The sequence below is a fragment of the Rhodococcus sp. BP-349 genome, from assembly GCF_019835845.1.
GTDB lineage: Bacteria > Actinomycetota > Actinomycetes > Mycobacteriales > Mycobacteriaceae > Rhodococcoides.
Window position 1 is genome coordinate 440655 of record NZ_JABUDR010000003.1, and the last position, 16377, is coordinate 457031.

Sequence of the window (16377 nt, forward strand, 5' to 3'; positions counted from 1 at the left end):
CCGAGAAACCTTTCGCACAGGACAGGAACTGACGACCGTATTCGGTGAAGACGTGAGTCTCGGACCGGTCGCGGCCGCATTCTCTACAGTTGCGTGCACCACGGAGCGCGACGCACGGGGTGCAGCGTTCCCCGCGGGACGCACACGCAATCACCGGGGCGCCGGTGACGGAAGCAGGGGGGATCTTCGATGACACATGCGTTCACGGACGATGCGTTGGGGCGCGACGACGCGGTGGGGCTCGCGCTTCGAGTGCGCCGGCGCGAGGTCTCCGCCGCGGAACTGGCGTCGGCGGCCCTCTCGCGCATCGAGAAGATGGCCGAGTTGGGCGCTCTGGTGGGACCACCACTGAAGACTCCCGTCGTCGGCGATCAGGCCGGGCCGTTCGCGGGAGTGCCGACGGTGATCAAGGACAACAGCGACGTTCGAGGGCTCCCGACGGGTCAGGGCTCCGAGATCATCCGTGCTCGTCCCGCGAACCGGCACGGTCCGGTGGCCCGCGAGATGCTCTCGATGGGGTTCGGAGTGGTGGCGAAGACGACGCTGCCGGAGTTCGGTCTCAGCGCGTCGACGGAGTTCCCGACCCGGCCGCCCACCCGTAACCCCTGGAACACCGAGTACTCGACCGGCGCGTCCTCGGGCGGATCCGCGGCGCTGGTGGCGGCGGGGGCGGTTCCCCTCGCACACGGCAACGACGGCGGCGGCTCGATCCGGATCCCAGCGGCCTGTACGGGGCTCGTGGGCCTCAAGCCGTCGCGCGGCAGGTTCGTGCTGCCGGCGCTGGAGAAGCTGCTGCCCGTCGCGATCGTCTCCGAGGGCGTGCTGACGCGCAGTGTCCGTGACACCGCCGCGTTCTGGGCCGCGGCCGATCACGCGAGTGCACGACGCCTGCGACCGATCGGCACTGTGACGGGCCCGTCGGCGCGGCGACTGCGGGTCGGTGTGATCCGGCAGTCGCCCGCGGGCGGCCCCACCGACGTCGAGACGCTCGCCGCGCTGGACGACGCCGCCGCGCTCCTCGAGCGCCTCGGTCACACGGTGGACGAGATGACCACCGTGCCGATCGACCCACGCTTCCCGGAAGACTTCGTCGAGTACTGGTCGTTCCTCGCCTACGTTCTGCAGAAGACGACGCCGCGTCTCGATGGCCGCACGGAACGTGATTTCGACACGCTCACCGTCGGACTCGCGGATCGCTTCCGTCGTACGCGGTACCGGTTGCCGTCGGTGGTGCGTCGACTGCGCAGGGCGAGCGCCGACTACGCCTCGATGTTCGCGAGCGTCGACGTGGTGCTGTCCCCGGTGCTCGGGCACACCACGCCGCTACTGGGGCATCTGTCGCCGCACGTGCCGTTCGACGAGTACCTCGAGAGGCTCACGGCGTACGCCGCGTTCACTCCGCTGCACAACGTCGCGGGTGCGCCGGCGATGTCGCTGCCGCTGGGGCGCTCGAGCGCCGGACTGCCGGTAGGGGTCATGTTCTCCGGTGTGCAGGGCGACGAGCGAACGCTGCTCGAGGTGGCCTTCGAGATCGAGGGTGCGGCCCCGTGGCGTTCCCTCGCCGACTGAAGCAGGTACTTCGCCCGTTCCGTCGGTTACCACCACCGGGAGAACCGCGGGTGCCTACTGTTCAGGACGGGGCGACCCGAGCCCGCAGCCGAGGACGAACGTCGGAGGAACACATGTTCGCAGGGCTCGTCGACATCCTGATCCGCATCAGCTACCTGTTCCGCGGGTGGAGCTTCTAGTCAGGCGTTCGGGTTCGCCACGTTCTGCAGTCGCACCTGACCGCGGGCGATCTCCTTGCCGGAGTCGGCACTGGTGATGATGACCTGCCAGAGCTGTTGTACCCGACCCTGTTGCAGCGGGGTGGCGACCACGTCGACCCGCCCCTCGGTCATCGACCGGAGGAAGTCCGTCCCGTTGTGGACGCCGACGGCGAACTGTCCGCGGTCCGAGACCGCTACGCTCGCACCGATACTCGCGGCCGATTCGACGGCCGAGGCGTAGACGCCGCCGTGCACGACGCCCCACGGGGTGTGATGGTCGCTCGTCAGATCGATGTGTCCGCGTACCTCGGTGCCGGTGGCCGTGGTGACCTGCAGCCCGGCTGCGGCGGTGAAGACGGTGTCGGCGACGTTCTGTAGGTCGGTCATGGGGTCTCCTGTGTAGGCGGACCCACAGTCAACTCCAACGAGCTCAGCGTCGGTCGACGTGTCCACCGAACACGATGGACGCGTCGGCGAGTGCCACGCTCACGGTCGGCGTGCGTCCGTGCAGGTGACCCAGCGGACCGTCCGATGCGAACGTCCACGTCGTCGACAGCGCGCGGGTGGTCGCGTAGATCGTGTTGCGGGACACGACGGTGCGACCGCCGAGGTGCTGTGCGGTGGTGAGCGGAACGCGCGGCGTGCCCGGTGTGAGCCGGCGCCCGACTCGCGCGTCGAGCGCCGCGACGGGGGCACCGTCGAACGTCATCGACGCGGTGACACGCGGCCCGCTCGTCTCGCGGCGGAATTCACCCAGATGCTTCGGTATGGACCACAGTTCGCGCCCACCGGTGCGGGACTGCGGACTGTCGACCCAGATGTGCGGGATGGTGGCCATGACGGTGAGGCCGCGCCGGACGAGTACCGAGCCGATCAACTCGTCGTAGGACAGGACGCCGCCCGAGGTGTAGCGCACGAAGGCCGCCGAGACGACAGCGTGCCCGCCTACCGTCACCAGCCGGGCATCGGCGTCGGACACGGCGGACACCACGTCCTGCGGGAGCTCGCGGACGGGAACGCGGTAGACCGACACCAGCAGTGTGCCGCCGAGGTACCAGGGTTCCGGCGGATACAGCTCGCCGTCCGCGCCGGTGTGCCAGTCCTGCGTCCGCGTCGACTCCGTCATGCGCACAGGGTAGCCGAATACGTGGACGTCCGACTATCTGACGGTGACGCGGCGGATAGGATCACAGACGATGATCACCGCACCCGCCGTCGGAATCGTGTCCGGATACCTCGCCGACCTGATGCTGGGGGATCCACGACGCCGTCATCCCGTGGCCGCTTTCGGATCCTTCGCCGCCGCCCTCGAGACGCGGACGTACCGCGACGACCGACTCGCCGGAACCGTCCACACCGCACTGCTCGTCGGTGGAGCGATAGGCGCGACGGCCGTGGTGGATCGACTCGTGCGCGATCACCCGGTTCCGCGTGCAGCGCTGACGGCGGCGACGGTCTGGGCGTGTCTCGGCGGAACGACGCTGGCCCGCACGGGTCTCGCGCTGGCCGACGCCCTGGACGCCAACGATCTTCCTGCCGCGCGGGCGATTCTGCCGTCGCTCTGCGGGCGTGATCCCGCTCTGCTGGACGACGCGGGCGCGGCGCGGGCAGCGCTCGAATCGGTGGCCGAGAACACCTCGGACGCGACGACGGGCGTGCTCTTCTGGGCCGCGGTGGCAGGGGCTCCCGGCGCCGTCGGCTACCGCGCCGTCAACACGCTCGACGCGATGATCGGCTACCACTCGCCGCGCTACGAACGGTTCGGGTGGTGCGCTGCCCGGCTCGACGACGTGGTCAATCTCGTCCCGGCCCGACTCACCGGACTTCTCACGGCAGCAGCGGCGCCGACGGTGGGTGGGACGCCGCGGGACGCCCTGGCCGCGTGGCGCGCGACCGCGTCGGACCATCCGAGCCCGAACGCCGGAGTCACCGAGGCGACCGCCGCGGGCGCTCTGGGAGTGCGGCTCGGAGGCGAGACGGCGTATGCGCACGGCGTCGAGCAACGACCTGTCCTGGGTCGTGGGAGCGCTCCCACGACGAACGATCTGCGGCGTGCGGTGCGCCTGTCGGCCGCGGTGCAGGCGAGCGCCGCGGCGGTGTCAGCGCTTCTTGCCGTAGCGATCGGTCAGCAGCGTCGTCGACTCGGCCGCGGGCGCCGACTTCCTTCGTAGGCCTCGCCGCGGCTTCAGCAGCGCGTCCAGTCCGTCGTCGTACTCGTCGGGAGCGGCGGTGGGCTCGAGATCGTCGCTCGGTTCGAGATGGTCACTCGACTCGGCGTTGCCACGCCGGCGTTCCTTGATCTCGGCGCGCACGAAGTACGCCAGGCCCAGCGGAGCCATGATGCCGAACGCCAGCCACTGCAACCCGTAGGACAGGTAGGGCCCGGCGTCGAGCTGCGGCAGCGCGAGAACACCGAGGCCGCCGGGCTGCGCGTCGGCGAGCTGCACGTATCCGTCGACCGGATCGGTGCCGGTGAGCTCACCGACCTGCGCCGGCGTGATCGTGTACACCTGCGGGACCCCGGGACCGGCGACGGCGGGCTTGTCGGGGACCGACGGTTCCGAGACGCGCAGTCGGCCCTCGAGCGTGACGGTGCCGGCCGGCGGGGGATCGAAGGCCGGGACGTCGATACCCGTGGTGGGCAGCACGTAGCCGCGGTTCACCAGGATCGTGGGTCCGGCGTCGGTGACGAACGGGGTGAGGACCTCGAAGGCCGGGGTGTCGTCGACGCTGCGCAGGCGGACCACCACATCGCTGTCGGCGTCGTACGTCCCGGTGACCACGACCCGTCGCCAGTCGTCCTCGGGGGCGACGACCTGCTCGGTCAACAGGTCGGCAGCATCGACCGGTTCCGCGTCGAAAGATCGGCTGATCTGCTCGTTCCGCGCCGACGTGCTGGTGTTCTTGCCCAGTTGCCAGGGCGCGAGAACGGAGAAGCAGAGGTATGCGAAGAGGATGACGACAGCCGCGAGTGCCAACCACCCGGGACGGAGAAGGAACGACAGTCGGCGCACGACTACACAGCGTAGTCGTCGCGTCGCGACGGGGGTGTCAGCGCTGGCGGAGGGCCTCGAGAAGACCGGGGACGGCCGCCTCGATCTGCTCGCGCACCGTCCGGAAGTCGCCGTCGTCGCCGTAGTACGGATCGGCCACCGAGTCCGAGTCGGCGTCCGGGTCGAACGACCGCAGCAGTGCGAGCCGGTCCGTGGGCACGCCGAGGCGACGGAGGTCGCGCTCGTGAGATCGATCCAGCGCGACGACGAGGTCCGCGCCCAGGATCTCGGAATCGACGGTGCGGGCGCGATGGGCCGCCGGGTAGCCGTTCGACTCCAGCTCGGCAGCGGCGCGCGGGTCGGCGGCGTCGCCGACGTGCCAGTCGCCCGTGCCGGCGCTGGTGACGCGCACCCGGTCGTCCATCCCCGCATCCGCGAGGGCCTGCGTCACGATCTTCTCGGCCATCGGCGACCGACAGATGTTGCCCGTGCAGACGAAGGTCACGTGCACCGTCATGCCGCGTCCGTCGTGAGCGAGGAGAGCAGCGTGGTGAGTTCTGCCGCCGATCCGACGGACCACGAGGCCGCGTCGTGCTCCGACTCGAATCCGTATCCCCACCGGACCAGGACGACGGGGATGCCCCAGTGCCCGGCGCCGAACACGTCGTGGTCGCGATCGCCGACCATCACCACCGACGCGGTACCGCCCTCGGCCGTGGACCGAGCCGGGCGCCCCACCTGCTCGAGTGCGCGCGCGACGACGTCCGCCTTGGACCGGCGGCTGCCGTCGTCGCTGGCGCCCGCGATGAAGCGGAAGTAGTCGGCCAGACCGAAGTGCTCGAGGATGCGCCGCGCGAATCGTTCGTTCTTCGACGTCGCGACCGCCATCGGGACACCGGCGGCCACGAGCGCGTCCAGCACGTCGACGATGCCCTCGTACACCCGGTTCTCGGACCAGCCGCGGCTGTCGTAGTACTCCGTGTAGGCGGCGCGAGCGCGCTCGACCCTGTCCTCGTCGAGACCGAGGGACCGGAACGTGTCGATCATCGGCGGACCGATGACGTGCGCCCGGACGTCGTCGCCGGGCGGCGGGGTCCCCACCGTCGCGAGCGCGTGATCGAAACCGGCGAGGATGCCGGGTGCGGAATCGGTGAGGGTGCCGTCGAGGTCGAAGAGGACGAGGTCGACGGCTGCGGTGGACATGGGGGTCAGTATAAGGAGCGCCTACAGTCACCCGAGTGACAGGCGACGCCCGTATCGATCCGCTGCTTCGCCACCACGGCGACGTGGAGGTCGAGGCGGGCATGCTCGACTTCGCGGTGAACGTCCGCGGGTCCCGGCCCCCCGAGTGGTTGCGGCGCAGACTGATCGAGGCCGTCGACCGACTCGCGGCGTATCCGTCCGAGGCCGAGGACCGGCGGGTTCGTGACCGAGTGGCGTTGCGCCACGGTCGATCTCCGGACGAGGTGCTGTTGCTCGCCGGAGCGGCCGAAGGATTCGCGATGCTGCCCCGGCTGCGCCCGCGCCTCGCCGCGGTCGTCCACCCGTCCTTCACCGAGCCGGAGTTCGCCCTGCGCAGTGCCGACGTCCCGGTGCATCGGGTCGTCCTGCCCGCGCCGTACCGGCTCGTCGACGCCGCCGTTCCGCACGACGCCGACCTGGTGGTGCTGGGCAACCCGACCAACCCGACGTCCGTCGCCCATCCCCGCGCGGACGTGCTCGCACTCCGGGCGGAGGGACGCGTGCTCGTCGTGGACGAGGCATTCGCCGACACCGTGCCCGGCGAGCCCGAGTCCCTGGCGTCGCAGTCTCGTCCCGACGTGGTGGTGCTGCGCAGCCTCACCAAGTCGTTCGCCCTCGCTGGGCTGCGGTGCGGGTACGCGCTGGGAGCGCCGGACGTCCTCGCCACACTGAACCGGGGCCGACCCCACTGGCCGCTGGGCACCCTGCAGCTGGCCGCGATCGAGGCGTGCTGCGAACCCGACGCCGTCGCGTCCGTGGACGCCGACGCGCTCGTGCTCGCCCGCGAGCGGCAGTACCTCGTCGAACGGCTCCGCGTACTCGGGGTGGAGGTGTCGGCACCGGCGACGGCGTCGTTCGTGCTCGTCCGCGCGGATAACGGCGCAGCGATCCGGGCCGCGTTGCGGGACCGCGGTGTCGCGATCCGCCGAGGCGACACCTTTCCCGGCCTGGGCCCGGATCACCTGCGGATCGCGGTGCGGGACGCGCACTCCGTCGACCGACTCGCCGACGCGTGGGGTGACGTGGTGCGCGAGATGGGCACACCTAGGGTCGAGTGATGGCATCGACGGGAACCGCAGCGCCCACCCTGGCCGAGATCATCGACGTGCTCGACGCGGCGTACCCGCCCCGGCTCGCCGAGAGCTGGGACTCGGTCGGTCTGGTGTGCGGCGATCCCGCGAGCTCCGTGACCACCGTGATGTTCGCCGTCGACGCCACGGCCGCCGTCGTCGACGAGGCGATCACCGCCGGTGCCGATCTGCTCGTGGTGCACCACCCGCTGCTGCTGCGCGGCGTGGACACGGTCGGTGCCCACACGCCCAAGGGCGCGTTGGTGCATCGCCTGATCACGGCGGGGTGCGCTCTGTTCACCGCCCACACCAACGCGGACTCGGCGCAGCCCGGAGTGTCCGACGCGCTGGCCACACTGCTGGGCCTCACCGATCTGCGCCCCCTCGACGAGAAGTCGGACGGGGGCCTCGACAAGTGGGGTGTGTACGTGCCTGTGGCCGACGCCCCCGCCGTGCGGCAGGCCATGTTCGACGCGGGCGGCGGGTCGATCGGCGACTACCGCGAGTGCAGCTGGAGCGTCGTGGGCGACGGCCAGTTCCGTCCCGTCGACGACGCGCGGCCGGCGATCGGCACCGTGGGCATCGTCGAGTCGGTCGAGGAGCGCCGTGTCGAGATGGTCGCTCCGCGCTCTGCCCGCCCGGCCGTTCTCACTGCGCTCCGCTCGGCGCACCCCTACGAGGAAGTGGCGTTCGACGTCGTCGAGACGGCCGGGTTGCCGACCGACTGCGGGCTGGGCCGGATCGGGACACTGGCCGAGCCGATGTCGTTGCGCGCCTTCGCCGAACGCGTCGGCAGCCGGCTCCCCTCCACTGCCTGGGGAGTGCGCGCCGCGGGCGATCCGGACACGACCGTCCGCCGCGTGGCCGTGTGCGGTGGATCCGGGGACTCGATGCTCGGCGCCGTCACGGCAGCGGGTGTCGACGTGTACGTGACGTCCGACCTGCGACACCACGTGGCGGACGAGCACCTGCGGGCCGGCGGACCCGCGCTGATTGATGTCGCGCACTGGGCGGGGGAGTTTCCGTGGTGCGCCCAGGCGCGCGACCTGCTGGACAGCGCGTTCGGCGATCGCGACGGCTGGACCACCCGGACACTGACGATCAGAACGGATCCGTGGAGCATCGGCGTCCGTCCCCCGCAGGACTAGTACCGTGACACGCGTGAACGTCGACCCGAAGATCCAGCTCTCCCTCCTCGACCTGGCCGCCATGGACACCGAACTGGCCCAGCTCGCACACCGTCGACGCACTCTTCCCGAGCAGGTCGAGCTCGATGCACTCGACAAGGAACGCATCGACCGCAAGGACGCCGCCGTCGGCGTGCAGATCTCGCTCGACGATCTCGACCGTGACATCCGCAAGTTGGAGGGCGAGGTCGACGCCGTACGCCGCCGCGAGGAGAAGGACCGCGCTGCGCTGGCCTCCGGGGCCGCTCCCGCGAAGCAGCTCAGCGAACTGCAGCACGAGCTGGGCAGTCTCGAGCGCCGCCGCGGCATCCTCGAGGACGAACTGCTCGAGGTCATGGAGCAGCGCGAGGCGTCCCAGAGCGACTACGAGCACGCCGGTGCCAACCTGACACAGGTCGAGGACACGATCGTCGATGCCACCCGGCGACGCGACGATGCCCTCGCCGACGTCGAGAACGCCGAGCACACCCGGTCTGCGCAGCGTGAGGAGCTCGCCGCGCGGTTGCCCGCCGAGGTGTCCGCGATGTACGAGAAGCAGCGTGAGCGGTCGGGCATCGGGGCGGCCCTGCTGCGCGGTCGGCGCTGCGGCGCGTGTCGGATCGAGCTGGATCGCGGCGAGATCGCGCGCATCGCCGGCACCGCGCCCGACGTGGTCGTGCGGTGCTCGGAGTGCAACGCGATCCTGGTGCGCACCAACGAGTCCGGTCTGTGAGTCCCCAGCCCGACTCCGTCCTGGTGGAGGCCGACGGGGGATCGCGAGGCAACCCCGGACCCGCCGGATACGGAGCCGTCGTGTGGGACGCGGCGCGTGCCACGGTGTTGGCCGAGCGCCGCGAACATCTGGGAGTGGTGACGAACAACGTCGCCGAGTACCGCGGGCTGATCGCCGGTCTCGAGGCGGCCCGCGAACTCGGGGCCTCGCGCGTCTCGGTGCGGATGGACTCCAAGCTGGTGGTCGAGCAGATGTCCGGCCGCTGGAAGGTCAAGCACCCGGACATGATTCCGCTGCGCGCGCGAGCAGCCGCGATCGCGGACTCGTTCGACGACGTGCAGTACGCGTGGATCCCGCGCGCCGAGAACTCGCACGCCGACCGGCTGGCCAACCAGGCGATGGACGGTGAGGACGCTCTACTCACCGGAGCGGCCGAGGTCGTGAGCACGCCGGCCCCGGTGTCGGAACGGCCTGCCTGGCAGTCCGTCTCGGGTGCCGCCACCCGCACGATCCTGCTGCGGCACGGCCAGACCGCCCTGTCGGTGGATCGTCGGTACTCCGGCCGAGGCAACCCCGAGCTCACCGAGCTGGGGCGAGCGCAGGCGGCGGCCGCGGCGCAGCGTGTCGCGCTGCTGGGCGGCGTCGACGTCGTCCTGAGCTCACCGCTGGGCCGCGCCCGGGACACCGCCGCGGCCGTCTCCCGCGCTATCGACGTCCCCGTCACCGTCGTCGACGATCTGACGGAGACGGACTTCGGTGAGTGGGAGGGCCTCACCTTCCTCGAGGCCACCGAGCGCGATCCAGAGCTGCATCGGCGCTGGATGGGAGACACGTCCGTCGCGCCTCCCGGCGGCGAGAGTTTCGACGCCGTCCTCGAACGGGTGCGCCGGGTCCGCGAGCACATCGCGACCGAGTACGCGGGGAAGACCGTCGTCGTGGTCTCGCACGTGACGCCCATCAAGACGCTCCTGCAGCTCGGCCTGGACGTCGGCCCGTCGATCCTCTACCGGATGCACCTCGACCTGGCGTCCATCAGCATCGTCGACTGGTTCGACGACGACGCGGCCTCCGTGCGCCTGGTGAACGACACGTCGTTCCTCTGGGCCTGATGGAGGAACCGACACGTCGTTCCTCCGGGCCTGATGGAGGAACCGACACGTCGTTCCTCTGGGCCTGATGGAGGAACCGACACGTCGTTCCTCTGGACCTGACCACTACACCTGCAGGGCGAGCCACAGGGCGACGGTCGCCGCGACCACGGTGATCGGTGTGGTCACGAGGCCCACCACGGTGAATGTGCGCAGGCTCGGTGGCTCTCCCTCCGCGCGAGCCACGCGGCGCCACAACATGATCGCGAGCGACCCGACGTAGGTGAGGTTGGGCCCGAGGTTGACGCCGATCAGCATGGCGAGCAGCGCGCCCACCGGTGCAGCGCCCGTCGTCGACGTCAGTGCGGCGAGCAGCAGCAGCGTCGCGGGCAGGTTGTTGAGCACGTTGGAGGCGACCGCGGCCACCGCGGCGACGGTCAGGAGCGCGAGCAGCGTGGACGACGTCGGCAGGATCTCGGTGACGGCCTCGCCGATCGGACCCCCGGCGAGCCCCGCGACCACCACCCCGAGCGCGAAGACGAACACGCAGAACCACAGATCGAGTGCACGCACGATCGCGACGGGAGTCGTCTCGGACCGGCGCAGCGCAGGAACGGCGAGCACGATCGCGGCCGCCGCGGCCACCCACACCGGTTCGAGGCCGAGCGAACCACTGATCGCGAAACCCACCAGAGCGCAGCCGATCACGACGAGGGCGAGCGTCGGCGCCGCCACGGACGGACCGTCGTCGTCCGGCGGGTTCTCCACCTCGCGCAGGTCGCTACGGAACAACCAACGGAACGCCGCGTACTCGAGCGCGATCGCGACGAGCCACGGCGCTGCCATCAGCGCGGTGAAGTGCAGGAACGACAGACCGGTGGCCGAGAACACCAGCAGGTTGGTCAGATTCGAGACCGGCAGCAGCGTGGAGGCCGAGTTCGACAGGTGTGCCACGGCATACGACGCCGGCCGCGGCGACATCCCGGCGCGGCGGGCGGCGGCGATGACGACCGGGGTGAGCAGGACGACCGTCGCGTCGAGACTGAGCACTGCCGTGGTGAGGGACGCGGTGACGAACACGAGCATCAGGAGCCGCGTGGGGGAGGACCGCGACCGGGCGTGCAGGACGGACGCGATCCACGTGAACACGCCGTGCGCGTCGGCGAGGTGCGCGAGAGCCAGGATCGCCGCGAGGAACGCGACAGTGGGGGCCAGCTCCGCCGTCTCCTCGAGTGCGTCGCCCGTCGACACGACTCCGAGCAGGATCGCCAGTGCCGCGGCCGGAACGGCGATGGTGGCCTCGGGGAGTCCGCGGGGGCGCGCGATGGCGAAGATCAGGACGGCAGCCACCAGCAGCGCGGCCACGACGGTCCGCGCGGTGGAATCGGTGATCACGCGAGGATCTTGCGCAGCGTGCGGAGGTTCCGTGTGGTCGTCGTCGACTTGTAGGACGCGCGTGCACTTGCCTTGCCGACGACGCTGGACAGCGTGTCGCCGCGTACGACCTCCCAGTAGAGGACATGGTGCGGCCCGAGTGTCGACTTCTCGACGGCGGGGTCGGCCGTCTCGCCGATCGCCGCGAGATCGGTGGTGGACACACCGTCCGTCGAGAAGATCACGTACGGGTGGCGTACCGCCTCGTCGGTCTCCCACGGGAATGCGGCGACGATCTCGGCAAGCTGCTCCACGGTCACGACCACCACCCACGCCTCGTAGCCGAAGGCCTGCCGCAGGACGCCCTCCACGTCGGAGCGCACCACGGCCGGGTCCTGCGTCGTCGCGGTGAGCACCACGTTGCCCGACGCGAGAACGGTGCGCACCCCGGTGTATCCGGCGTCCTCCAGCGACGACCGCAGGGCTGCCATGGAGATGCGGATGCCGCCGACGTTGATGCCGCGCAGGAGGACGACGAAGGTCATGCGCGTGACTCTAGATCCCCGGTCCGACCATCCGTCCGCTCGGCACACCCACCCCTCGCGAGTACGTCCGAACTGTCGTGATCGGGGCTCGTCCAGCGACGGTTCGGACGTACTCGCGGGGGTTGACGAGGGGGTCGGGCGTGGGTGGGACGGGGGTGGCGGAGCGGCTACCATGACGGGGCGGACGAGTTGGCCGGGCGGCCGCGGCACGGAGAACTGACGACCGGCGTCGTCAAGCTTCGAGCCGAGGAAAGTCCGGACTCCACAGAGCAGGGCGGTTGCCAACAGCAACCCGAGGCGACTCGCGGGACAGTGCCACAGAGAAGAGACCGCCGACCGGTCCTCGGATCGGTCGGTCAGGGTGAAACGGTGCGGTAAGAGCGCACCAGCACCCCGGGTGACCGGGGTGGCTCGGTAAACCCCGCCCGGAGCAAGATCGAAGGTCGCACCGCTGTTCGCGGTGGTGCGTCTGCGCAGGTGTTCGAGGGCTGCTCGCCCGAGCCTGCGGGTTGATCGCTCGAGGTACCCGGCGACGGTGTGCCCAGATGGATGGTCGCCACCCGGGATTAGTTCCGGGGACAGGATCCGGCTTACACGCCGACTCGTCCGCGCACACGACCAGACCACCCCCAGTTCGAGGGCGGACTAGAACATACGTTCGATGTCCTCTACAGTGAGTCTCGGCGGGCCGGCGGTAGGAAACTACGGGAAGCGTCGGCCCGCCGCCACGCATCGAGTGCCCCTCCTGAACGACGAACGGCTCCGTCCTCGAGGAGGGCGGAGCCGTTCGTGAGCAGCGTGGATCAGATGGGGTCGACCACCAGCAGGGTGGCCCAGTACGCCGCGGCGTCATGGCCCATCAGCGGCAACAGTTGATCGAAGAGAAGGGTCGACATGTCGTACTCCTATCGGGTGCGTGGTCCGGGCTCCGGTCCGGTGTGTGTACCCGGACAGGCGAGAAGTGTAACGCGGCCACGGGTCACGCAGTGTGTCCGGTCGGCGCGTCCCCGACGGTGAATCGTGGGCCTGCAGAACGCGAAGTCTGTTCCGTCGGGGCGGATCTGGGGCACACTGTCGATCATGAGTGACGACGACGATCAGTGGTACTTCCGCATCAGCGACAAGGCTGTCGTGCAGGGCAAGGAGGCCGGTGCGATGGACCGCATGGGGCCCTATCCCGACAAGGCCACCGCCGAGCGCGCCCTCGAGATCGCCGCGGAGCGCAACAAGGCCGCGGACGACGCCGACGACACCTGGTCTTCGTGACCGCATCGGCGCGCTCGTGACCGCGTCGGTGTCGAGGCGGGCGGTCGCGCCTCGCGTCGACGGTGTCGACTTCTCGGCCGTGCGCGCCGAGTTCGACCTGCCGACCGGGTATCCGCCCGACGCGGTCCCGGTGGCGGACTCTCGTCCGACGAGGCGCGACGCGACCGATCTCGAGTTCGTGACCATCGACCCGCCCGGGTCGATGGATCTGGACCAGGCTCTCGTCGTCCAGCGCACCGACGCGGGTTTCCGCCTGTACTACGCCATCGCCGATGTCGGTGCGGTCGTCGCGCCCGGAAGTGTGCTGGACGAGGAGGTGCGCCGCCGTGGACAGACGCTGTACCTTCCCGACGACAGCGTGCCATTGCACCCTCGGGCGATGTCCGAGGATGCGTCGTCACTCCTGCCGGACCGGGTACGGCCGGCCGCGCTGTGGACCATCGACACCGACCCCGTGGGGACGGCGACGTCCTGGCACGTCGAGCCGGCGACGGTCCGCTCGCGCCGGCGGTTCACCTATGCCGAGGTGCAGGCAGCCGTCGAGTCCGGGGACAGTCATCCCTCGCTGACGGCGCTGCAGGATCTCGGTCGGGCGCGGCGGGCCCTCGCGGTCGAGCGTGGAGCCATCGAACTCGCGTTGCCCGAGCAGGAGGTCGTCACCGACGGTTCCGACCGCAGCGGATGGCGTCTCGAGATCGCGCCGCGCACCGAAGCCGATTCGTGGAACGCCGAGATGTCCCTGCTCACCGGCATGTGCGCCGCCGCCATCATGCTCGAGGCGAAGGTCGGCATCCTGCGCACTCTCCCGCCGCCGGGAGTCTCGGACGTCGAGTCGCTCCGGGCTGTGGTGCGGGCATTGGGCCTGGAATGGCTGTCCGGCACTTCGCCCGGTCAAGTTCTCGCGGGCCTCGATCCGTCGGCTTCCACGACTCTCGCTGTGATGACCGAGGCCACGAAGCTGTTGCGCGGCGCCGCCTACGTCACCTTCGACGGTGAGACACCCGAGCAGCCGGATCATTCCGGGATCGGTGGTCCGTACGCCCACGTCACCGCGCCGCTGCGTCGGCGCGTCGACAGGTACGCCACCGAGGTGTGTCTCGCCCACTGCGCCGGAACCGCTGTCCCCGACTGGGTGCTCGCCGAATTCGCGGACCTGCCCGACGCGATGCGGCGCAGCGACTCGCTGGCGTCGAAGGTGGACCGTGCGTGCATCGACCTCGTCGAGGCCAGAGTCCTGGCCGACCGCGTCGGCGACACCGTCTCGGCCATCGTGCTGCGCGGACGTACCGACAAGCGGCCCGCCGAGGTCTTCGTTCCCGAGTACACCGTCGTCGGCCCGTGTTCGGGAGACCCGGCCGAGGGCACGACCGTCACCGTGCGGGTGGGGCCGGTGGACGTCGCGACGCGGCGAGTGGAGTTCTCGGCCGGGTAGGCCGGAGGCCGGTCGCGGATGGTCGGGTAGGCCGGAGGCCGGTCGCGGATGGTCGGGTAGGCCGGAGGCCGGTCGGGGGTAGGCCGGGTAGGCCGGTCAGGTTGCCGGTGGTCGGGTAGGCCGGTCAGGTTGTCAGTCGAGGGAGGCTGCGCGGCGCCGCAGCTTCGTCCACGCGCGGGGGAGCGGCTCCAGCGCGTCCGCGCTGTCGTGTCCCTCGTTCGCGTACAGGACACCGAAGGTGAAGGTGTCCTCACCCCGTTCGGCCGCGGAGGCGGCCTCGGTCAGGATGGTGGTGCGCGACACCGCACTGTCCTGGACGTCGCCGAGGACGGACTGCACCTTCTTCGCGGCCTTCGCGACGCCGGCGGCCGTCGCTCGTACTGCTCCGTCCGAGAGCGCGCCCGCCCCTGCTTCGGCCGCGTAGCGCAGCTTCTTGGCGTTCTTGCGCACGTCGTGCAGCGCCTCGGCACGCTCGTCTCCGGTGAGCGCGGCCGCGTGGGCCTCGGCTCGGGCGATCTTCCGGTACTGGCCCCGCAGCACCTTCCGGAAGACCTTGTCCGCGCGGCTGTCCGACGGACCGACGGTGGGTGCTGCCAGGAGAGCGTCGAGTGCGTCGAGCAGGGCGAAGTAGCGTTCACCGCTCAACTCCCGCACGATCTCGTCGTGCGCGAGCGTGTACAGCCGTCGCTGGGTGCCGACGAGGGTCTCGACCACGGGACCGCGCACAGCGTCGGACGGCAGCGCCGCGAGCGCCGCGTCGTAACGGGCCGCCAGCACCTCGGCGTCACGAGCGGTGCCGAGAATGTCGGCGAGCCAGGACAGTTCGCCACGGACCGCGTCGACGGACGGTCGGTCGAGCAGATCGCGGTAGGACCGCAGCACGCTGCGCAGCCGCCGCGTGGCGACGCGCATGGCGTGCACCGCGTCGTCGGCGTTCTCCCGCACGCGCGGATCCGCCGCGAGGAGAGCCGACACGTCGGTGGCCAGGGCGGCGAGCAGCGCGGACCCGGCGGCGCCGTCGGGGGTGGCATCACCGGTGCGCAGATCCGCCAGGCGGGATCCGAGTGCCCGAGCGAGCTTGGACGGTGAGGAGCCGGGGTCGGCGCCGTGGGAGAGCAGGTACGTGCTCACCTTCTCCAAGGTTCGGCGGTCACCGTCGAGCAGCTCCACCTCCCATTCGCGCCACCGAACGGTGGTGTCGTCCAACAAGTTCCGAGCGGTGACGGTGTCGTCGCACAGCTCCGCGGCGGTCTCGTGCCTCTTCGTTGCCACGACGGTGACGATGCGGCGGGTCTCGATACTCGCGACGGGAACGAGCGGCTTTCCCCGCACGTGCGCCGTGACGCGATCGGCGACCTCGGCCGGTACGCGCGCGGTGTTGCCGCCCGCGGACAGCGGGCTCCGCAGCTCGAGACGCTCGTCGGACGAGACGGGCATCTTGATGTGCCATCCCGCGTCGGAGCTACCGGTCCGCCGACGCACCGTGATGCGGCGCCGTGCGAGGTCGAGATCAGGAGTGTCGAAGTACGTGGAGACCGGGTGTGTGAGCTCCGGCGCGGACGCGGACACGATCGACTTCGCCCCCGTGAGTTCGGGAACCGGCGTGTCCATGCCGACGTCGAACTTGGCCTCGATCTCCGTGTGCGCATCCGCACCACCTGAACTCATGGTGACATCTTTACCACCTGCAGGTGAACGG

The 16377-nt window shown here is 70.5% G+C and carries 16 protein-coding genes and 1 other RNA gene; 9 read left to right on the forward strand and 8 right to left on the reverse strand.

What is annotated here, in order from left to right; genetic code table 11:
- Positions 1-189 precede the first annotated feature (189 nt).
- A complete protein-coding gene (locus HQ325_RS18450) occupies positions 190-1569 on the forward strand; it encodes an amidase (RefSeq protein ID WP_222631653.1) in 1380 nt (459 codons plus the stop codon).
- Between the two features lie 179 nt (positions 1570-1748).
- Here the strand turns inward: HQ325_RS18450 and HQ325_RS18455 are convergent, their stop codons facing one another.
- Entirely contained in the window at positions 1749-2156 is a 408-nt protein-coding gene (locus HQ325_RS18455) for a PaaI family thioesterase (RefSeq protein ID WP_222631654.1), read from the reverse strand.
- 43 nt (positions 2157-2199) lie between these two features.
- Positions 2200-2895 carry an acetoacetate decarboxylase family protein gene (locus HQ325_RS18460; protein WP_222631655.1) on the reverse strand — a complete coding sequence of 232 codons (696 nt, stop codon included), beginning with the start codon at positions 2893-2895 and terminating at the stop codon, positions 2200-2202.
- Positions 2896-2965: 70 nt separating this feature from the next.
- Between HQ325_RS18460 and HQ325_RS18465 the strand changes: the two genes are divergently transcribed.
- Positions 2966-3940 (forward strand): cobalamin biosynthesis protein, encoded by a 975-nt coding sequence (locus tag HQ325_RS18465; protein WP_222631656.1) that lies wholly within the window; start codon positions 2966-2968, stop codon positions 3938-3940.
- Here the strand turns inward: HQ325_RS18465 and HQ325_RS18470 are convergent.
- From HQ325_RS18470 to HQ325_RS18480, 3 genes are read right to left on the reverse strand one after another with little or no spacing between them, the layout of a single operon-like run.
- On the reverse strand, positions 3869-4783 hold the full coding sequence (locus HQ325_RS18470; protein WP_222631658.1) for an SURF1 family protein: 915 nt from the start codon (positions 4781-4783) through the stop codon (positions 3869-3871). The genes HQ325_RS18465 and HQ325_RS18470 overlap by 72 nt on opposite strands.
- A gap of 37 nt (positions 4784-4820) precedes the next feature.
- Positions 4821-5279: a low molecular weight protein-tyrosine-phosphatase gene (locus tag HQ325_RS18475; RefSeq protein ID WP_222631660.1), complete on the reverse strand. Its 459-nt coding sequence runs from the start codon at positions 5277-5279 to the stop codon at positions 4821-4823.
- Positions 5276-5965 (reverse strand): HAD-IA family hydrolase, encoded by a 690-nt coding sequence (locus HQ325_RS18480; RefSeq protein ID WP_222631662.1) that lies wholly within the window; start codon positions 5963-5965, stop codon positions 5276-5278. The genes HQ325_RS18475 and HQ325_RS18480 overlap by 4 nt, the downstream gene beginning before the upstream one ends.
- 35 nt (positions 5966-6000) lie before the next feature.
- On the opposite strand from HQ325_RS18480, the gene cobC reads away from it, so the two are divergent.
- The 4 genes from cobC to HQ325_RS18500 are packed head-to-tail and all read left to right on the forward strand — an operon-like array spanning position 6001 to position 10082.
- Entirely contained in the window at positions 6001-7062 is a 1062-nt protein-coding gene (cobC, locus tag HQ325_RS18485) for an Rv2231c family pyridoxal phosphate-dependent protein CobC (protein WP_222631664.1), read from the forward strand.
- A complete protein-coding gene (locus tag HQ325_RS18490; RefSeq protein ID WP_222631666.1) occupies positions 7062-8222 on the forward strand; it encodes a Nif3-like dinuclear metal center hexameric protein in 1161 nt (386 codons plus the stop codon). The genes cobC and HQ325_RS18490 overlap by 1 nt, the downstream gene beginning before the upstream one ends.
- Positions 8223-8235: 13 nt before the next feature.
- Complete coding sequence (locus HQ325_RS18495; protein WP_222631667.1) at positions 8236-8973, forward strand: zinc ribbon domain-containing protein; 738 nt, start codon at positions 8236-8238, stop codon at positions 8971-8973.
- Positions 8970-10082 (forward strand): bifunctional RNase H/acid phosphatase, encoded by a 1113-nt coding sequence (locus HQ325_RS18500; protein WP_222631669.1) that lies wholly within the window; start codon positions 8970-8972, stop codon positions 10080-10082. Before HQ325_RS18495 ends, HQ325_RS18500 begins: the two co-directional genes overlap by 4 nt.
- 105 nt (positions 10083-10187) lie before the next feature.
- Here HQ325_RS18500 and HQ325_RS18505 read toward each other — a convergent pair whose 3' ends face one another.
- Positions 10188-11453, reverse strand: a complete 1266-nt coding sequence (locus tag HQ325_RS18505; RefSeq protein ID WP_374107254.1) for an SLC13 family permease — start codon at positions 11451-11453, stop codon at positions 10188-10190.
- Positions 11453-11980: a DUF1697 domain-containing protein gene (locus HQ325_RS18510; protein WP_222631671.1), complete on the reverse strand. Its 528-nt coding sequence runs from the start codon at positions 11978-11980 to the stop codon at positions 11453-11455. The genes HQ325_RS18505 and HQ325_RS18510 overlap by 1 nt, the downstream gene beginning before the upstream one ends.
- A 185-nt stretch (positions 11981-12165) precedes the next feature.
- Between HQ325_RS18510 and rnpB the strand changes: the two genes are divergently transcribed.
- From rnpB to HQ325_RS18525, 3 genes are all read left to right on the forward strand, one after another.
- An RNA gene (gene rnpB, locus HQ325_RS18515) (RNase P RNA component class A) lies at positions 12166-12589 on the forward strand.
- Between the two features lie 471 nt (positions 12590-13060).
- Positions 13061-13246: a hypothetical protein gene (locus tag HQ325_RS18520; protein ID WP_056445692.1), complete on the forward strand. Its 186-nt coding sequence runs from the start codon at positions 13061-13063 to the stop codon at positions 13244-13246.
- A 16-nt stretch (positions 13247-13262) separates the two neighbouring features.
- A complete protein-coding gene (locus tag HQ325_RS18525) occupies positions 13263-14678 on the forward strand; it encodes an RNB domain-containing ribonuclease (protein ID WP_308014696.1) in 1416 nt (471 codons plus the stop codon).
- Positions 14679-14810: 132 nt separating this feature from the next.
- On the opposite strand, the gene HQ325_RS18530 is transcribed toward HQ325_RS18525, so the two are convergent.
- Entirely contained in the window at positions 14811-16346 is a 1536-nt protein-coding gene (locus HQ325_RS18530; RefSeq protein ID WP_222631673.1) for a CYTH and CHAD domain-containing protein, read from the reverse strand.
- Positions 16347-16377 lie beyond the last annotated feature (31 nt).

What these genes read in the sequence shown, in the direction of transcription:
- HQ325_RS18450 (WP_222631653.1), top strand. Translation starts at nt 190, where the DNA reads ATGACACATGCGTTCACGGACGATGCGTTGGGGCGCGACGACGCGGTG.
- HQ325_RS18455 (WP_222631654.1), bottom strand. Translation starts at nt 2,156, where the DNA reads ATGACCGACCTACAGAACGTCGCCGACACCGTCTTCACCGCCGCAGCC.
- HQ325_RS18460 (WP_222631655.1), bottom strand. Translation starts at nt 2,895, where the DNA reads ATGACGGAGTCGACGCGGACGCAGGACTGGCACACCGGCGCGGACGGC.
- HQ325_RS18465 (WP_222631656.1), top strand. Translation starts at nt 2,966, where the DNA reads ATGATCACCGCACCCGCCGTCGGAATCGTGTCCGGATACCTCGCCGAC.
- HQ325_RS18475 (WP_222631660.1), bottom strand. Translation starts at nt 5,279, where the DNA reads ATGACGGTGCACGTGACCTTCGTCTGCACGGGCAACATCTGTCGGTCG.
- HQ325_RS18480 (WP_222631662.1), bottom strand. Translation starts at nt 5,965, where the DNA reads ATGTCCACCGCAGCCGTCGACCTCGTCCTCTTCGACCTCGACGGCACC.
- HQ325_RS18490 (WP_222631666.1), top strand. Translation starts at nt 7,062, where the DNA reads ATGGCATCGACGGGAACCGCAGCGCCCACCCTGGCCGAGATCATCGAC.
- HQ325_RS18510 (WP_222631671.1), bottom strand. Translation starts at nt 11,980, where the DNA reads ATGACCTTCGTCGTCCTCCTGCGCGGCATCAACGTCGGCGGCATCCGC.
- HQ325_RS18520 (WP_056445692.1), top strand. Translation starts at nt 13,061, where the DNA reads ATGAGTGACGACGACGATCAGTGGTACTTCCGCATCAGCGACAAGGCT.
- HQ325_RS18530 (WP_222631673.1), bottom strand. Translation starts at nt 16,346, where the DNA reads ATGAGTTCAGGTGGTGCGGATGCGCACACGGAGATCGAGGCCAAGTTC.